15 protein-coding genes are annotated in these 16,058 nt (G+C 38.9%); 6 read left to right on the forward strand and 9 right to left on the reverse strand.

Annotated features, from left to right (window positions below; all coding sequences use genetic code 11):
• Positions 1-321 (forward strand): nucleotidyl transferase AbiEii/AbiGii toxin family protein (locus H3Z82_RS18930; protein ID WP_182207052.1); only part of this gene is annotated, 321 nt, incomplete at its 5' end.
• Between the two features lie 110 nt (positions 322-431).
• On the opposite strand, the gene H3Z82_RS18935 is transcribed toward H3Z82_RS18930, so the two are convergent.
• The 6 genes from H3Z82_RS18935 to H3Z82_RS18960 form a co-directional block, all read right to left on the reverse strand.
• Positions 432-2,012 carry a type IV secretory system conjugative DNA transfer family protein gene (locus tag H3Z82_RS18935; RefSeq protein ID WP_182207053.1) on the reverse strand — a complete coding sequence of 527 codons (1,581 nt, stop codon included), beginning with the start codon at positions 2,010-2,012 and terminating at the stop codon, positions 432-434.
• Between the two features lie 9 nt (positions 2,013-2,021).
• Complete coding sequence (gene mobB, locus H3Z82_RS18940) at positions 2,022-3,074, reverse strand: MobB family relaxase (protein ID WP_182207054.1); 1,053 nt, start codon at positions 3,072-3,074, stop codon at positions 2,022-2,024.
• A gap of 11 nt (positions 3,075-3,085) precedes the next feature.
• Complete coding sequence (locus H3Z82_RS18945) at positions 3,086-3,487, reverse strand: BfmA/BtgA family mobilization protein (RefSeq protein WP_182207055.1); 402 nt, start codon at positions 3,485-3,487, stop codon at positions 3,086-3,088.
• A gap of 649 nt (positions 3,488-4,136) precedes the next feature.
• Positions 4,137-4,517: a DUF6876 family protein gene (locus H3Z82_RS18950; RefSeq protein WP_182207056.1), complete on the reverse strand. Its 381-nt coding sequence runs from the start codon at positions 4,515-4,517 to the stop codon at positions 4,137-4,139.
• A 77-nt stretch (positions 4,518-4,594) separates the two neighbouring features.
• Positions 4,595-4,939, reverse strand: a complete 345-nt coding sequence (locus H3Z82_RS18955) for a single-stranded DNA-binding protein (protein ID WP_182207057.1) — start codon at positions 4,937-4,939, stop codon at positions 4,595-4,597.
• A gap of 21 nt (positions 4,940-4,960) precedes the next feature.
• Positions 4,961-5,122: a hypothetical protein gene (locus tag H3Z82_RS18960; RefSeq protein WP_182207066.1), complete on the reverse strand. Its 162-nt coding sequence runs from the start codon at positions 5,120-5,122 to the stop codon at positions 4,961-4,963.
• 265 nt (positions 5,123-5,387) lie between these two features.
• Here H3Z82_RS18960 and H3Z82_RS18965 point away from each other — a divergent pair, with 265 nt between their 5' ends.
• Positions 5,388-5,609: a hypothetical protein gene (locus H3Z82_RS18965; RefSeq protein ID WP_182207058.1), complete on the forward strand. Its 222-nt coding sequence runs from the start codon at positions 5,388-5,390 to the stop codon at positions 5,607-5,609.
• 498 nt (positions 5,610-6,107) lie between these two features.
• Here H3Z82_RS18965 and H3Z82_RS18970 read toward each other — a convergent pair whose 3' ends face one another.
• Both H3Z82_RS18970 and H3Z82_RS18975 read right to left on the reverse strand, forming a co-directional pair.
• Positions 6,108-6,842 (reverse strand): LytR/AlgR family response regulator transcription factor, encoded by a 735-nt coding sequence (locus tag H3Z82_RS18970; protein WP_182207059.1) that lies wholly within the window; start codon positions 6,840-6,842, stop codon positions 6,108-6,110.
• The gene (locus H3Z82_RS18975; protein WP_182207060.1) at positions 6,832-7,905 is read right to left on the reverse strand and encodes a sensor histidine kinase; all 1,074 of its coding nucleotides are present in this window, start codon (positions 7,903-7,905) and stop codon (positions 6,832-6,834) included. The genes H3Z82_RS18970 and H3Z82_RS18975 overlap by 11 nt, the downstream gene beginning before the upstream one ends.
• Positions 7,906-8,122: 217 nt before the next feature.
• Here H3Z82_RS18975 and H3Z82_RS18980 point away from each other — a divergent pair, with 217 nt between their 5' ends.
• The 3 genes from H3Z82_RS18980 (at position 8,123) to H3Z82_RS18990 (ending at position 13,712) form a co-directional block, all read left to right on the forward strand.
• Complete coding sequence (locus tag H3Z82_RS18980; RefSeq protein ID WP_182207061.1) at positions 8,123-10,567, forward strand: TonB-dependent receptor; 2,445 nt, start codon at positions 8,123-8,125, stop codon at positions 10,565-10,567.
• Positions 10,568-10,630: 63 nt separating this feature from the next.
• Positions 10,631-11,056, forward strand: coding sequence for a DUF420 domain-containing protein (locus H3Z82_RS18985; RefSeq protein WP_182207062.1), 426 nt, complete (start codon positions 10,631-10,633; stop codon positions 11,054-11,056).
• Positions 11,057-11,267: 211 nt separating this feature from the next.
• On the forward strand, positions 11,268-13,712 hold the full coding sequence (locus H3Z82_RS18990) for an outer membrane beta-barrel family protein (protein WP_182207063.1): 2,445 nt from the start codon (positions 11,268-11,270) through the stop codon (positions 13,710-13,712).
• A 643-nt stretch (positions 13,713-14,355) separates the two neighbouring features.
• Here H3Z82_RS18990 and H3Z82_RS18995 read toward each other — a convergent pair.
• Positions 14,356-14,982, reverse strand: coding sequence for a MarC family protein (locus H3Z82_RS18995; protein WP_182207064.1), 627 nt, complete (start codon positions 14,980-14,982; stop codon positions 14,356-14,358).
• Between the two features lie 192 nt (positions 14,983-15,174).
• Here H3Z82_RS18995 and H3Z82_RS19000 point away from each other — a divergent pair.
• The coding region (locus H3Z82_RS19000) for an IS982 family transposase (RefSeq protein ID WP_182207065.1) at positions 15,175-16,058 on the forward strand (884 nt) is incomplete at its 3' end.

The following is a 16,058-nucleotide window of genomic DNA, read 5'->3' on the forward strand; positions in this document are numbered from 1 at the left end:
CTGCATGCCCTTCTATTTAGAAAGTGGCTAAATAGAGTTAAAGGAAGGGATTGGTATGATTTAGAATGGTATATCAAAAAGGGAATTCCTTTGGATGTGAATCATTTCTTAACGAGAGCGAAAGACACCAATGACTGGCCAGACGATACCATTTCCAAAGAACAGATCATCGCGCTATTGGACACCAAAATAGACTCTGTTTCATTCAACAGGATTAAAGAGGACGTCATTAAGTTTATCCCAAATGACGATGTTTTAAATATCTGGAGCCCAAAATATTTCAAGGATTTAATTCGAAAAATTAAATTTGAGACTACTTGATCTTAGTAAAAGATCACTGTTTTAACCATTCTTGGATATAAAACAAAAACGATTGCCCAACAACGTACAGGGTTACGAACAAGACATCTCAAGCTGTAACTGTGATCATGCTATTCAAAAATTGACCTGGCTTCCTCATAAATCCGTTCAAAATTAGCTGCCAAATCCCCATCAGAAAACCCAATTGTTGGTTGCGGCAATTGTCGCTCCATTGGCCGCAATTTAAATTGAACCCTTTTATCCTTACCATCTGCATACGTAATAAACTCACCTTGTTTCAATCTAAAGAAAACATCAGCCCTAATTTTAGGGATCTCCTTTTCACCAGTAGTGACGCGTGTATCAAAATCAAGACTGTAACCGCGGCTCACACTTTTGGTAGGGTCTTTAATGAACTCAAAGAAACGTTCATAATATTTAGCCGTATCTGGGTCGTTAACCTTTCCAAAAAATTGGTAGGACAGGTTGCTCAATATCGCCTTGCTCGCCTTATCTCCATACATCATATCGTTTTGGATCTTGTCCTGCATCACATAGATGGTAGAAACATTATAGCTACGAAGTGTTGCGGGAATGCGGTGCATATTCAACAAGCGAATGGTCGGTGCCTCCTCCATCAATAAAAATGAAGGTTCTTTGTTTCGAACACTCATTTGTTTGGTAATGGTATGGATGATCATAGCAATGACCGGTGAATACGACGTTTCAAATTTCGGATTGTTCACGATCGAAACCACAGAAGGATTATCTGGACTATTGATATTGAGCGGCACCTCATCCGCTGATAAGGCCATGAAGATGCGCTGGGTACTGATGCGCTTCAACGCGTTGGCCAAGGTGCTTTTTACGCCTGCCGTCTGCCGTTCCGAGTCCTTTCCGCTGATAAAGGCATCGGCCATTGCTCTTGATGTAGTATTGGTTTCCAAAAACCTGATCAAGCTGTCCGTGTCCAGATATTGGTAAACAGCAATCACGTGCGGAAGCGTACAAAATTCAGGATAGGTTGTTTTCAGTTTCCAGATCAGGCCACCAATCAAGCCTTCCGCTGCGTCGTTAAAGAACTTGGTCGTTCCAGTCGCACCCGATTCCCGATGTTCCAAAAGATTCTCGACCAAGACCCTGGACACCTCATTGACACTCTCCTCGTTCTCTAAATACCGTGGCGCAATAGGATTTACCCTATGAATGATATTATCAAAGGAAATGACATTAAACGGGATATCGCCATCCTTGAAAAGTGGATATGCCATTTCAGTCAATTCAAAATCTTTGTAGTCGTGAATGATGCCGCAAAAACCTTCTTTTTGGAAATGTTTTAGGAATCCATACACAACACTCTCAGTCTTTCCACTTCCCGCAGAACCGATGATGGACGCGCCACGTTTGATATTGTCCAATTTGAAATCTCCTTTGGTAGTTACAAAATTGACCTGATATTTAGCATTTCCATTTTTAGGAGTGTCCGTTTTATGCAAGAAAACATACATTCCTATATTAATCAACATCAAAGGACAAACCAAATAAAGTGCTATTTGCACCAATGATAATTGTGCATTTAAATAATACACAAGAGCGCTAATCAATATGAAATTGACCACAAAGGCATATCTGCTAACCCGAAATATTCCATAGAAACCACCGCTGGCCAAACCAATAATAAAAAGTACTCTTACGAGATTGTCCATTTGCATAGTTTTAAATTAGATTCCGATGGAACTCGATTTAATGGCCACTTCCGCACCACGTCGCAGCCTATTAAAAATTTTCATCGCCAATTGTGCCTGTGTGACAGGAATACTCGGCATCATTGGGATGCCACTTTTTCTCATTATTTTGAACGCCAATACTTTTTCGTTGGTGGGCAGTTTCATTAGTGAAGCAAAATAGATTTTCGGATTCTTGATGAAATCCTTTCTTGCCTTATAGGTTTCGGCAAAGTTTCTTTGATAGCTAAAAGTCTTGTCAAAAGTCTTTTCCGCTTTCGTAAAAAATCCATCTCTGTCAAATCCTCGTTTTACCGTTTTACCATTTAATTCAACATCGGAAGCTTTGTATTTACTTCCTGGGGACAAACTGAATTTATTGGAAGCATCCTTACGGCTCACAATAATATGGATATGGCTTTGGTTTCCTTCTTTTGGCATTCCCTGTACGATTCGTTTTCCATTCTGTTGATGCGGCGCTTCTCTTTCTAGTTTCCCAATTTCTTTTTCCAATTTTCTCACATTTCCTTCTGCTCGTCCCTCTTGCACATTTCGGATTTCAGTTTTAAGCTGAAGTATTTTAGTGGCATAGGGTTGGTTTTCCCTTATCTGAAAATCCGTTCCTTTGAACGTTCGTTGATGTTCAATTTTTGCATAGTATTTTATATCATCTATGGTAATGGGTCGTCCATTGATTTCACGATTAAATGAAGTCACATAATCCTTCATAATCTCACGGGTGTACTTTCGCAAATCCTCACTATGGTTCTGCAACTGTTTCAGTTCGTATTTTGACGGACTTACGGTAATAGCATAAAACCTTGGTTCGTGCTTTTCAAGTTTTGCGGTATTGCCATCAATTTCTCTGACCACTTCCTCTGCTGAAATCTCATCACCATACTGGTTAAAAAAATGTTCCATACCTGCCTGTCCGGCAGGCAGGTCCTCCTGTTCCAAACTCTGATTTTCCTTCTCCAGATAGCAGACAAAATCAGCCGAACTTTTTGAATAATTGCCGCCCATTTTTTGAGCTGAGATTGTGATGTACATAGTATAAAATTTTAAACTTCGTTTTTGTCATTTTCCTTTTCTTGTTTGTCTGCCGTCGATGCAACAGACCGAACGTTTCCTTTTTCTTCCATAACTTTTTTTTCCAAAATCAATGGTTTCCTTTTCTGTTCATCAATCTGAAAAAGTGATTCCAACATTGCCACCGTGGGTTTAGTTTGTGTTTTCTCAACATCCCTCATTATTGCGATGACCGCATTGATTCTTTTTAATAATTTGGCTTCTATGGTTCGTCCTGTCGGACCTAATTTTTCTTTTGGTGATATCTCGTTATAGAAGAAAAAATCAAGAATAGCTTCCATCGTTTCCGTATGGGTCTTGAAGTGTGTCTTTGAAAATTCTTGAAAACGTTTGGCGGTTTTCCTTTTGAACCTGATAGTCATGAATGAATCCATTTTCTTTCGCTTTTTTGTGTGTTTGACGTAAATCCATCCCTGTTTACCGGCTGTTTGGAGGCATTTGACGCAAATCGAAGAAATTAACACAAACCATTAACTTTCAAGTAATTGAAAATCAATGACTTATACGCTAAAAGGAATATGTAACGCGGCTTTGCCCGTTACCCTCTTGCTATTCCTTTTCGTCACGCCAAAGCGTGACAAAATTTCATACAATCTGGCTAAAAAGCCAATTGCCCTTTTAGGAATTCGGAAATTCCTATATGTAAAATATAGATGGATACAGCTATCAGCGAAAGTCAAAAATGGGATAACCATATAAATTATGTGTGCTGAATTTCAGCGAAATAAAGATACGTTTTTTTATTGAACTGGAATTACTTGAAAAGAAAAAACACCTCCAAAATTTAGAGGTGCTTGATTGTTAAGTTTAGAAAATTAGATGTTGAATATGAACTTAAGGGAATATAAATTTCGTAATGCTTCTTCCTCTATCATCGTTTCAAAACTGATATAATTTTCTCCTACGTATTTGCGAATACTGTCACCAAATTATCGTTCCACATCTTTTTTAGAAAGTTCCAAAAGTCGGTTTTGAGCCTCTTCGCTCAGGTCTGTAAAATTGAGATATAACATATCTTGGATTTTAGTATTCGCTTGGCAACATGAGCGTATCATTCACAAAATACAACCGCAGTTCATCCAATGGAAAATCTGTGGCACGATAGCCCTGTTTTTCCAAAATATTATCATTGCCATCCGTATAGATTATTACAGCTTCATAACCTATGACTTCCTGTTTTTCCATGGGCAGTCTTTTAAAATCTATAGTGATAAATTCACTACGGTTTTTCAAGCTTTTTGCAATTACAGAAGTATCCGTAATGAGCCAAAAACAATCCGTCACCTCAGCGAGATATTTTAGTCCGTCCGTAAATCGTGTTCTTAATAATGGGATCTGGTAAAACATTTCAGTTCCGTGAAAGCGTTGCAATCCTTCTTTGATTTCTTTAACTTGTGTCTTCATGATTTTCTAATTTATGTCGTGAATAATGAATAAGAGGGCGCATCTTTCGTATAATACGCCCTCTTAAATTTTAAAGCTTATTGCTCGTTTTTAGTTCCGAGCAAAAGAATTTCCCTTGCCTCAACTTCCGTTACATAGCGCTGACTGCCATCCTCAGTGGTATAGGTTCGGGTTCGTAGTTTCCCGGTAACACCTATCTCCTTGCCCTTATCTACATATTTTTCGATAATTTCGGCAGTCTTGCCCCAAGCCACAACCGTATGCCAATTGGTTTCTGTTTGCTTTTCGCCTTTGGCATCCTTGTAATACTCGTTTGTAGCAAGTGAGAAACGGACTACTTTCTTACCGTTTTCAAGGTTTGTAATGGTTGGATCTTGTCCAACGTTTCCGATTAACTGTACGTGATTTTTTAAAGTGCTCATAATAAAAGAATTAAAGATTAATTAAAATGCTATCTGAACCCCGCCAATGTCAATTTTCGGGTAAACATTCAGACAGTAAGTTTTTATATTTTTTTGAAGTGATTTACTTATTATATCTTGAGCGCTTTCCTTTTTTGTTTTTTTTGGTGCCGCTTCCTTTTGTATGTTTTTGTAAGATTTCATAAGATTCATTTTAGATTTACTTCCCATAGCGCCCTCGCTGTTACCTTTTTTTGTTGCCGATACATTTTCAATATTTGGAATTGTTGAGGACTTATAAAAAAGAGCGAGGGACGAGCCTGGTTTATGCAGTCCGGTCAAGTTCCAAATGTTGGTATTTTGCTATCAAAAAAAGGTTGGGCAGTGAGGGTGCGGCTGTAGGTCTAAAGGCTTATGTGAAGTATAAAGACATAGGAAGCGGTACCAAATCATTAAATGGAATTCCGATTTGGCGGACGCTATTCACGATTTCGGATTGGGAATGAAACGTCCCGTTCCAGCGCAGCGGACCGGGTTAGTGAAATGGAAAGTAGAAATTGGGGATGGTGTCCAAGACTTTTGTAGGGAAGCTCTTTTCTCGGAATGGAGTATTTCACGAAATGTAGAGGAATGGGCTTCCCATGTTATAAAAACGGATCTATCTTGTTTAGCCGAGTTTAAGCGGACGTGACTTCAAAGTTGGAGATTGGAATGGAGTTTGCGTTCTTCCCACTTTCGGGAAGCGAACAAGTGGAATGGAAATCGGAAGCTTTGGAGTTGGGTCCAAGACTTTTTTAATGAAGCGCTTTGCCTGTAATGGAGCTTTTCGCGCAATGGAGCGGCAATGGGCTGAGTGGGTTTCAAAAGCTAAAGACTTAGTTAGCTGTAGAGACCGAAAGACAAAAATCTACTGTTAAATTTATTTTTAGTCAAAGCAATTTCCACCTCTATTAAAGCAATAAAATCCATCTGTCTAACTACATTTTTTCTTAAAACTTTATAGGTGTAGCAGTCCATATCAAATAACCTGATTTTCTGTTTCGTCAGGAATTCAAAACCCGCTAGCCAGTTATTATGAATCACGACAAACCAATTCGCCACAGCTATAATATATTCAGAACTGTTTCTTTTGCAACACCTGAAGGAAAACGGTATCAGTTGGCTTGGATTATTTCACTCAACCTCTATTTCACTTTACCCAATAATCTACAAATTGATCATAGACCTTTTTATAGGTTGAACCTATGGGAATGTTCTTTTTGCCAATGCGAACGCTGTTTTTTAAAAGAGCATCTACCCGGGCAAAAGAAATGATATAAGACCGGTGAATTCTCAAAAACCCGCTGACACTCAGTTTTTCTTCCAGCATTTTCAAACTCATCAAAGACAATAGAGGAGAAGCACCTGTCGATAGATGAATTTTTACATAATCTTTATACCCTTCAATATAAAGAATGTCAGCAATCTCTACCCTTATAATCTGGGCATCTACTTTTACAAAAATAAAAGACGGATTTTCGGTAGGCAGATTCTCCTCCCAATCCGATTGCACCTCCAACCGATGTCTCACTTTGGTCGCTGCTGTCAAAAAATCTTTATAATCATAGGGTTTGAGTAAATAGTCAACAGCATTTACGCGATATCCCTCAAGGGCGAATTCACTATAGGCAGTCGTGAAAATGATAAATGGCTTATTCTTACTGTTTTCTTCCGAAAGTATCCGCGCCAGTTCCATTCCCGTAAGATCCGCCATTTGAATGTCCAGAAATAGCAAGTCAACCTTGCGCGTTTGAAAATAATTAAGAGCATCTATAGCATTGTCAAAATTGGCTACAAGCTCTAAAAATGGCGTTTGCTTTACAAAAGCACTAATCATTTTTAACGCCAGCGGTTCATCGTCAAGGGTAATACATTTAATTTTCATCTAAATCAATTTTAAGCCATACTTCAAAGCCCTTTTCCTGACGAATGGATAATTCATATCTGTTGGCATAAAGGAGCTCCAGCCGACGCCGTGTGTTTTTTATGCCTATTCCTGGGTGTTCATTTTGACTGAAAACATCTAAAACCTTGTTGTCAAAAAGTCTATTTTTCGATTGAAAAATCAGCTGAGAATCTTCTTGGACAATCGTTATAGATATTGGGCTCTCGGTTTGGGTACTTACACCGTGTTTAAAAGAGTTTTCAATAAACGGCAGAAACAGCATTGGTGCAATCTTTTTTTCAGGGGAATTGATATTCGTAGAAAAATCAACGTTGACACATCGGGGAGAACGCATTTTCATCAAGTCAAGGTAGTTTTTTATAAACTTGACCTCCTCGGCCAGTGTGGTTCTTTCATCGGCAGTGGTGTACAACACATAACGCATAATTATCCCCAATTTCTTTAATGCACTTCTGGATTCTTCTATATCGGTATAGGTCAACGCATTGACTGTATTCAGACTGTTGAAAAAGAAATGTGGATTGATCTGCGATTTTAAGAAAGACAGTTCCATTTCCACTTTGTCTTTTTCTGCACTTAACCGAATACTTTTTTCTTCCTCCCATTTTTTCACCAAGATGTTGGCAATGTTTACGCCCAGCACCAATATTTCGACCAGAAAAATATAAAACGACACAAAAACCCCACGATTTCCGTGATGTTGTTTGGTAACTTTATTGCCAGCCATTTCAGCAAAAGCTTCCGCAATTTCTAGCCAACTTTCTGCTTGCCGCAACACAACGATAATTAAAATACAGCATACAAATAAAATCAGGTAATACCGAAAAAATTTTCGTTGAAAGAGATAGGCAGGCGCCAACCATTTTATATTGATAAAGGTAAGACCAAGGAGAAAAGCAAAAAGCAAAAATTGATGAACCCAATAAACGAAGGGCAAAGCTGTGCCATAAGAAAGCGGAATCAATAAAAATAACAAGATAGCCAGTAGCGCTATCCCCACTAATGGTATTAACAGCACGTGTTTTCTCTGTTTTATTTCCATAAGTGGCTAAGTTCTTGCTAAAATTGAAATAACACAAGGTTTTTCGACAAACCTACTTCCATTTCGCGTGAAATAGCGGTTTTTATCGATAAAGCCCATAACAATTTCATCTACCAATAAACAACGTTCATCCGCAAAAGAAGGACTTCCATATAGTATCTTTTCGATCCAAGCTTTAAAAAAATACTTTTGCTCATAGAAATTAGCAACTTATTTTATGACAAATAATTTTAATGTGCTCTTGACACTTGGCTTGGTATTCTTTCTTTCCCTGAATGCAGTTGCCCAGAAAACCGGAAATATTATCGGTACTGTTGAGGATCCAGCAACTCAAGAAATGTTAATCGGCGCCAATATTATTGCGGAAGGAACCTCCCTTGGAACGATAACAGATTTTGATGGGAAGTTCAAATTAAATTTGCCCGTTGGCACATATTCCATTACGGTTTCTAGTATGGGCTATCGCACTTATACGCAATATAATGTTGTGATCAGTTCTGGAAACGACCAGATAGTACGTTATGAACTGCATCCAGATGCGGCAGTTTTAGATGAAGTAATAATAACAAACAATCGAAGCGCTACTGCCGTTGCAACGGATATGATTACTCCAATGTCGGTACAGCGCTTGACTACTCAGGAAATCAAAGCCAGTCCAGGAGGAAATTTTGATGTTTCCAAGGTTGTTCAAACCTTACCAGGCGTAGGGCTTAGCAATGGCGTTGGAGAGCGAAACGACATCATTATTAGAGGAGGTGCACCCAATGAGAACGTATATTATTTGGACGGTATAGAAATTCCCGTGCTCAACCACTTTCAAACCCAAGGAAGTTCGGGCGGCGCACAAGGAATTTTGAACGTCTCTTTTATTGATGATCTTAAGTTGACAACCTCTGCTTTTGATTCGCGCTATAACGATGCGCTTTCTTCTACTTTTGTAATCAACCAACGCAACGGAAACCCCGATCGCTTATCGGGAAATATCCGGGCCAGCATGACTGAAACCGCGTTGACTTTGGAAGGACCGCTGTCATCCAAGACCACATTTTTAAGCTCCGTTCGGAAATCGTATCTCGGGTTGTTGTTTAAAATCGTCGATTTACCCATTCGTCCGGATTTTTACGATTTTCAATATAAAGTGCAACATAAATTCAACGACAAAACCACTTTGACCGCTATTGGACTTGGCGCGATCGACAATTTTAGCTTTGCGGAAACTAAGGAATCCAGCCCAAAAAACATATATATTTTGCGCTCTACGCCCTATGTCAATCAATGGACTTATACGATGGGGTTTACGCTCAATAGGAAAATCGACAATGGGTTTATGAATTTTACGTTAAGCCGAAATATGTTCAATACCAAGTTGGACAAATTTGAAGACGAAAATAAGATCGAAGCCAACAGGACATTACAACTTAACTCCGACGAGATAGAAAATAAGTTTCGGTTAGATTACAATAAATTCATCAACGGATGGCGATTTTCAACAGGCTTGGATGTTCAATATGTGGGTTATTCAGGCGATGTATTTAGTCGTATAACCAATGAAATTACTGATGAAAGTGGAGCTGTTATTGCTCCCACCAGAACCATCGAATTTGACAGCCGTATCAACTTCTGGAAATACGGTGCTTTCGCCCAAGCTTCCAAACGCTTTTTTGACGATCAATTACTGCTTTCGGGAGGAGTGCGAACCGATATGAACAGTTTTACCAAAGAAGGAAACAATCCAATAAAAACCCTTTCGCCGCGCCTATCGGCATCCTACCGATTGACCGACCGCTGGAACCTAAATGCTTCGGCAGGAACCTATTTTAAAACCCCTATTTATACAGCTTTGGGCTTTAAGGATGAAGCAGGCAATTTCATCAACAACGATATGGATTATACCCAGTCCACTCATTACGTTTTGGGAACTGAATTTATAACTGAAAGATCCTTGCGATTCACAGTGGAGGGCTATTACAAGCGGTATAACGATTATCCCATCTCGGAATCTTCAGGAATTTCAATGGCCAATCAAGGTACGGAATTCGGATCCGTGGGCAGTGAGCGTTTGTTGACCCAAGGAAAGGGAGATGCCTATGGCGTTGAATTATTTATGCAGAAAAAGATGACCGATAGACTGTTTTACGTTTTAAGTTATTCGTATGTAGTCAGTAAATTTTCTGGTTTGGACGGCGAACTGAAACCTTCCTCCTGGGACAACCGCCATTTGTTTTCTGCAACCGCTGGATATAAGTTGAAAAACAATTGGGATTTAGGTGTGAAATATCGTTTTGCCGGTGGAAATCCATATACCCCTTTTGATATGACCGCTTCCCAACAAAACTATATGTTGCTGGGCCAAGGAATTCCAGATGCCGCTTTGCTAAATCAAAATCGATTATCCAACTACAATCAATTGGATTTCAGAGTGGATAAAAAATTCAACTTTAACAAGACCTCTTTGGGAATCTATCTGGACGTGCAGAATTTGCTGATTCAGAAAAACGAAACCAACCCTAATTACACCTTTAAACGCAATGCCGACAATACCGCGTTTGCCACCACCGATGGTCAACCAGTAAATATGGACGGTAGCAATGCAATTCCAGTACTTATAACCAATAAAACCGGCCATCCGCTGCCATCACTGGGATTGATATTTGAATTCTAACTATTAACTTATGAACTCTTAATAATAAAACTTATGAACTTCACTTTTATCATTATCCTTGGGATGTTAATCCTTTCTATTCTTGCACCTTTTGCTGCTCTTTATGCTGTTTCACTGATCAAAAAGAAAGATTACAAAGGCCATATCAAAATTCAAAAAACACTTTTCTGGATTTGTGTTCTGGGGGTTGTTATTCTGGAAATACAAATCAGGGTTTCTGGCGGATCGGGAAGTTTGGTGGCCAACAGTGACTATACGGACACCAGTTTTTTTAAGTGGATTTTAATCGCTCACATTGTCGGTGCGGTTTTAACGTATATCATCTGGGGAATAACAATTTTTGTGTCGAATACAAAATGGAAAAAACGAAAGACTTTGCCCGGTAAATTTTCGATTACACACCGTAAACTTGGCTATGTGACCATTGTTGGGCTGTTCTATACTGCGGTTACGGCTTTGATGGTTTGCATGATGGCGTTTTTCCTTTAACATACATAAGTTCAAAAAACCAAAAATGGTAAATTCAATGCCGCTAACCATTATATTATCGCACAACTGGAATAGAAAAATGAACTCTAAAAATGGGATCTTTTCTGATAGAAAAATAATCAGCAAACACCTACGCAATCTGCGTGAGGAAACAACATGAGTTCTTAATGACATTTAAAATAAAAAAACACTATATAAAACTATTGACTCCATGAAATTAAAACAAGTTATCACATTGTTCTTTGTTACTTCGCTTTCTTACAGCGCTTTGGCACAATCGCCCAAGGCACGTCTTAGCGGAAAAGTAATTGACGCCGCTACTAAAGAAGCTATTTATTACGCGACCATTTCCTTACATCCGATTACTGATGCAAGCAAGTTAAACGGCACCATTGCGGACGAAAATGGGAATTTTTATTTGGATAATCTATCGCCCGGAAAATACAATATCTCGATAAGCTTTTTGGGATATAAAACCAAAACCTTTACCGACTACACTTTAAAACCGGGAGCAAACAATCTTGGAACCATACTAATCGAAGTCAATGAAAATGCTCTCGATGAAGTGGTTATACAAGGCGAACGCCCAATTATAGAAAACAAAATTGACCGAATGGTATTTAACGCCGAACGGGACGTTACCTCTTCGGGCGGCGACGCCACTGATGTTTTGCGTAAAGTTCCCATGCTTTCTGTGGACATTGATGGCAATGTATCGATGCGAGGCGATCAAAATGTGAAAATCCTGATCAATGGAAAATCATCAGCGGCGATGGGTAGCAATGTGGGCGACGCTTTGAGAACCATTCCTGCGGATCAGATAAAAAGTGTGGAGGTCATTACCAGTCCTTCGGCAAAATACGATGCTGAAGGCACCTCGGGCATCATTAACATCATTACCAAAAAGAAGGATATTGGCGGGATAAACGGATCCATTTCTGGAGGTGTCGGAACAAGGCACAACAACGGGAATGCGAGTCTTAATGCCAGATCAGGAAAGCTTGGCATTATCGCCAATTTGGGAGGTAATTATATGTGGCCACAAATTACCACCAATGAATTTGAGCAGTTTACCATCGCGGATGATCCTATCGCAAGACAATATAGTGAAAACGAAACCACCCGTTCCGGACTTCGCGGATCGATAGGATTGGATTATGATTTGACCGAGAAAGACTTGTTGACCACTACTTTTTCTGCCAACGGATTTGAAATGGGAATGGATGGAAATACCAGTTCACAATTCTTCTCAAATAATAACATCACAACCTTGCTGTCTAACCGTGATCAAAAAACAGTTTCCGATGGTTTTGATTGGTCGGCAGATTATACCAGAAAATTTGAAGACCCAAAACAGGAATTGTCCATTGCCGGTCAGTTTTCCAGAAGCAACAGCGATACCGATTATACAACGCTTTATGAGCAAGGCGTGCGTTTGGACGAAATGGGAAAGAACAAAAGCCATAATGACGAACTCGCATTTCAAGCAGATTATGTACAGCCCATTGGCAAAACTACTTTGGAAGTGGGCGCCAAAACGATTTTCAGGGATATCAGAAGTACCTCTTTGATCAAGGAAGGTGTGAATGGAAATCATGAAGTTGTGGACGCGCGTTCGTATGAATTTAATTACAATCAGGATGTGGTGGCTGGATATGCATCGTATGGGTTTGAGTTTGCCGAAAAATACGAAGTAAAAACAGGTGTGCGGATGGAACATACCATTTTGAACGGGGATGCCGTAGGCGATTTCCAAGCCTTTAAAAATGATTATACCAATGTGTTGCCCACTGCTATTATATCGAGAAAACTTGGCGAAATGTCAAATTTAAAACTGAGCTACAATCAACGCATCCAAAGACCGAGCCTTTTTTATCTGAATCCGTTTAGAAACACAGCCGATCCAATAGTGCAACGCCAAGGAAATCCAGAGCTAAAACCCGAACTTTCACACAATCTTGAATTGGGATACTCTACTTTTAAGAAAGGTACTATCATCAATGCGACCGTATTTTACCGCAAGACCAATGACGTTATCGAGAGCTTGAGCCAGATTGATAGCCTGACTACGCCGGGACAGCAGATTTCTTTGACGACTTTTGACAATATTGGCACCAATGAATCCTTTGGAACCAACTTTTTCGTGTCTTTTTCCCCGATCAAAAATCTAACTTTAAGAAGCAACATTAGTTTGTTTACCTATGAAGCAAAAGGCAATTCCTTTAATGAAGGGATCAGTACCGAGACCGACAAAATACACTTAATGTACCGTGCGTTTATAAATGGGAGCTACAAAATAAGTAATACTTTTATTGCAGAAACGTTTTTGATGCTGAATTCGTCGCGACGTACTTTCCAAGGAACTTCGCCATCTATGAGCATGTGGACCATTGGTTTGAAAAAAGAACTGTGGAATAAAACCGCCAGCATAGGTCTTAATATTACTGACCCTTTCTGGGAAAACAAATATTTTGAATCAGAAGTATTTACTCCTGATTATACCCAAACAAACAAGATGAAACTTCCGTTCCGCTCTTTTGGATTGACTTTTAGTTATAACTTTGGAAAAGCAGATTCCAAAAACAAGGTTCGAAAGGAAAGAGGAATCAAAATGGACGATCAAAAAAAGGAAGAATCTAACCCGACCCAAGGTTAAAATTCTGGTGCATAATGCTTCATTTGCATCTATTGATAGTTAATTTCCAAAAGTTGTGAATGCTGTATCTCTTGAGTACAGCATTTTTTTATCATTGGAATAATTTCTTCCATATTAACTATAGATGTGCATGACAAGGCTATTACGGGAGTGTATCATAACGCCCCGAAACACAATTGGCTTTATCGCTAAGTGCTCTAAAGGCACATTCGTTTCAAGCGGCTGCCCTTAGCTAATCTTACAATGATATTACCACTGGTCTCTGAGACCATATCTTCAAGCATTGAGACAAGCCTTGAATAGCATCAGAATTAAATTCAATGAATCCGTCAAAAGATCTGACAACGAATAAGTAATAAAAATAGACTTCGCTACTTTATAGAGTCTAAACATTCTGTATTAAATAGAAAAAAGACCTAGTTTGATCAAGGTCATTCTCTAATTCCCCACTCTTTAAAGATAAAATATAGGTAGGATTTCTTTAAAACAGGACAGTTATTAACTCAAATTGAAGCGATATAAAAACCATGACGGGCCTGTGCCGACTTTTATTCCCGATAACTGTTGGTAAGCTGTTTTCAAAAGACTGTTTTTCCTTGAAGAAGTTCATAATGAAACATGCCAACTCTCATAAAGTTTAATGTTAGCCTATATTGAATATACTTATCAAGGAAGAAGAGATAAACTCTACGCCTATTGCTATGACAATGAATCCAATGATTCTTGATAATGCATTTATACCTGAAGCCCCAAGTGCTTTAACAATATAAAATGAGCTTTTTAATATAAGATATATAAAAAATGTTGACACTAAAATCGCTCCAAGAATGATTAAAATATTGTTCGTCCCACTATATTCTTGATTATAAGTTATCAATAAGGATATTGTTCCTGGACCAGCAATCATCGGAATAGCCAAAGGCGTTAAAGAGATTTCTGAACGGCTATTAATATCCTTTTGCACCTTGTCTTTTTTCATTCCTTTATGCTTACTAAATTCTCCTGTCAATAAAGCGAAACCCGATGAGGCAATTATTAATCCACCTGCAATTTTTAAAGCGTTTAATGAAATCCCGAAAAACGATAATATAAATTTCCCGAAAAAGAACGAGATGACTAATATTATTAAAACATTTAGTGAGGTCCACAGCGCTATTTTATTTTGCTCCAACTTAGTGTTTTCTATTGTTAAACTAACAAATACTGGCACCGTTCCCAGTGGGTTCATTACTGAGAACAATGCTCCAAAAATCATGATAAATAATTCCATTTTTTTTGAAGTAAATCTAGGTTTGTTTTGATTACCTCAAATTAAACAGAGATCAAGGTTGTGTTAAGTTATTGAGCCAGAATGTAATAACCTGAGTTCGATTGATAATATTTGATTTTTTTGTATAAAAAAAGATAGATTTTTAGTAAATTAAAGTGTTGAATCTCAATTTATTAATCTAAAAATCTATCCATGTTAATCTACTCTAAAGTTACTGAAATTTTTTGTATCGTCGATGAATTTTGCAAGGAATATTCCGAAGTGATCGATAGATCCCTAATCGGCAACAAGCCCAAACGCCCTCCCGTTATGTCCCAGAGCGAAATAATAACGATAGCGGTTATTTTTCAGTTGAGCGGTTTTAGGTGTTTCAAGCACTTTTATCTTTTTTACGTGAAGACCCATATGAAAGATGATTTTCCCGACACGGTCTCCTACAATAGGTTCACTGAGCTTATGCAACAGAACCTTATGGCCATGACCCTGTTCCTAAAGACCTGTTGCTTGGGCGAATGCTCGGGCATCTCCTTTATCGACTCGACCCCGGTAAGGGTGTGCAGGAACAAGCGCATCCCCAACCATAGGGTCTTCAAGGGCATCGCCACTACGGGGCGTTCCACCATGGGCTGGTTCCACGGCTTCAAGCTGCACATCATCATAAACGACAGGGGTGAAATACTGAACTTTACCATAACCCAGGCGAACGTGGACGACAGGGAGCCGCTCAAAAATGAACGTTTTCTGGACAAGATCTATGGAAAGCTATTCGCCGACAAGGGCTACATTGGAAAGAGCTTGATGGAAATGCTGTTCATCGATGGCGTACAGCTGATCACATCCATCAGGAACAACATGAAGAACTCGCTGATGACAATGTCGGACAAAATATTGCTGAGAAAACGATCGGTCATTGAAACGGTCAACGACGAACTAAAGAACATCTGTCAAATAGAGCACTCGAGGCACAGAAGCTTCGGAAACTTTTTGGTAAATATCATCACAGGACTGATAGCCTATAGTTTCTTGCCAAAAAAGCCAAGTATTAAATATCATACCGTAAAAACAGATCAACTCGT

Source organism: Gelidibacter maritimus (genome assembly GCF_014062315.1).
Taxonomy (GTDB): domain Bacteria; phylum Bacteroidota; class Bacteroidia; order Flavobacteriales; family Flavobacteriaceae; genus Gelidibacter; species Gelidibacter maritimus.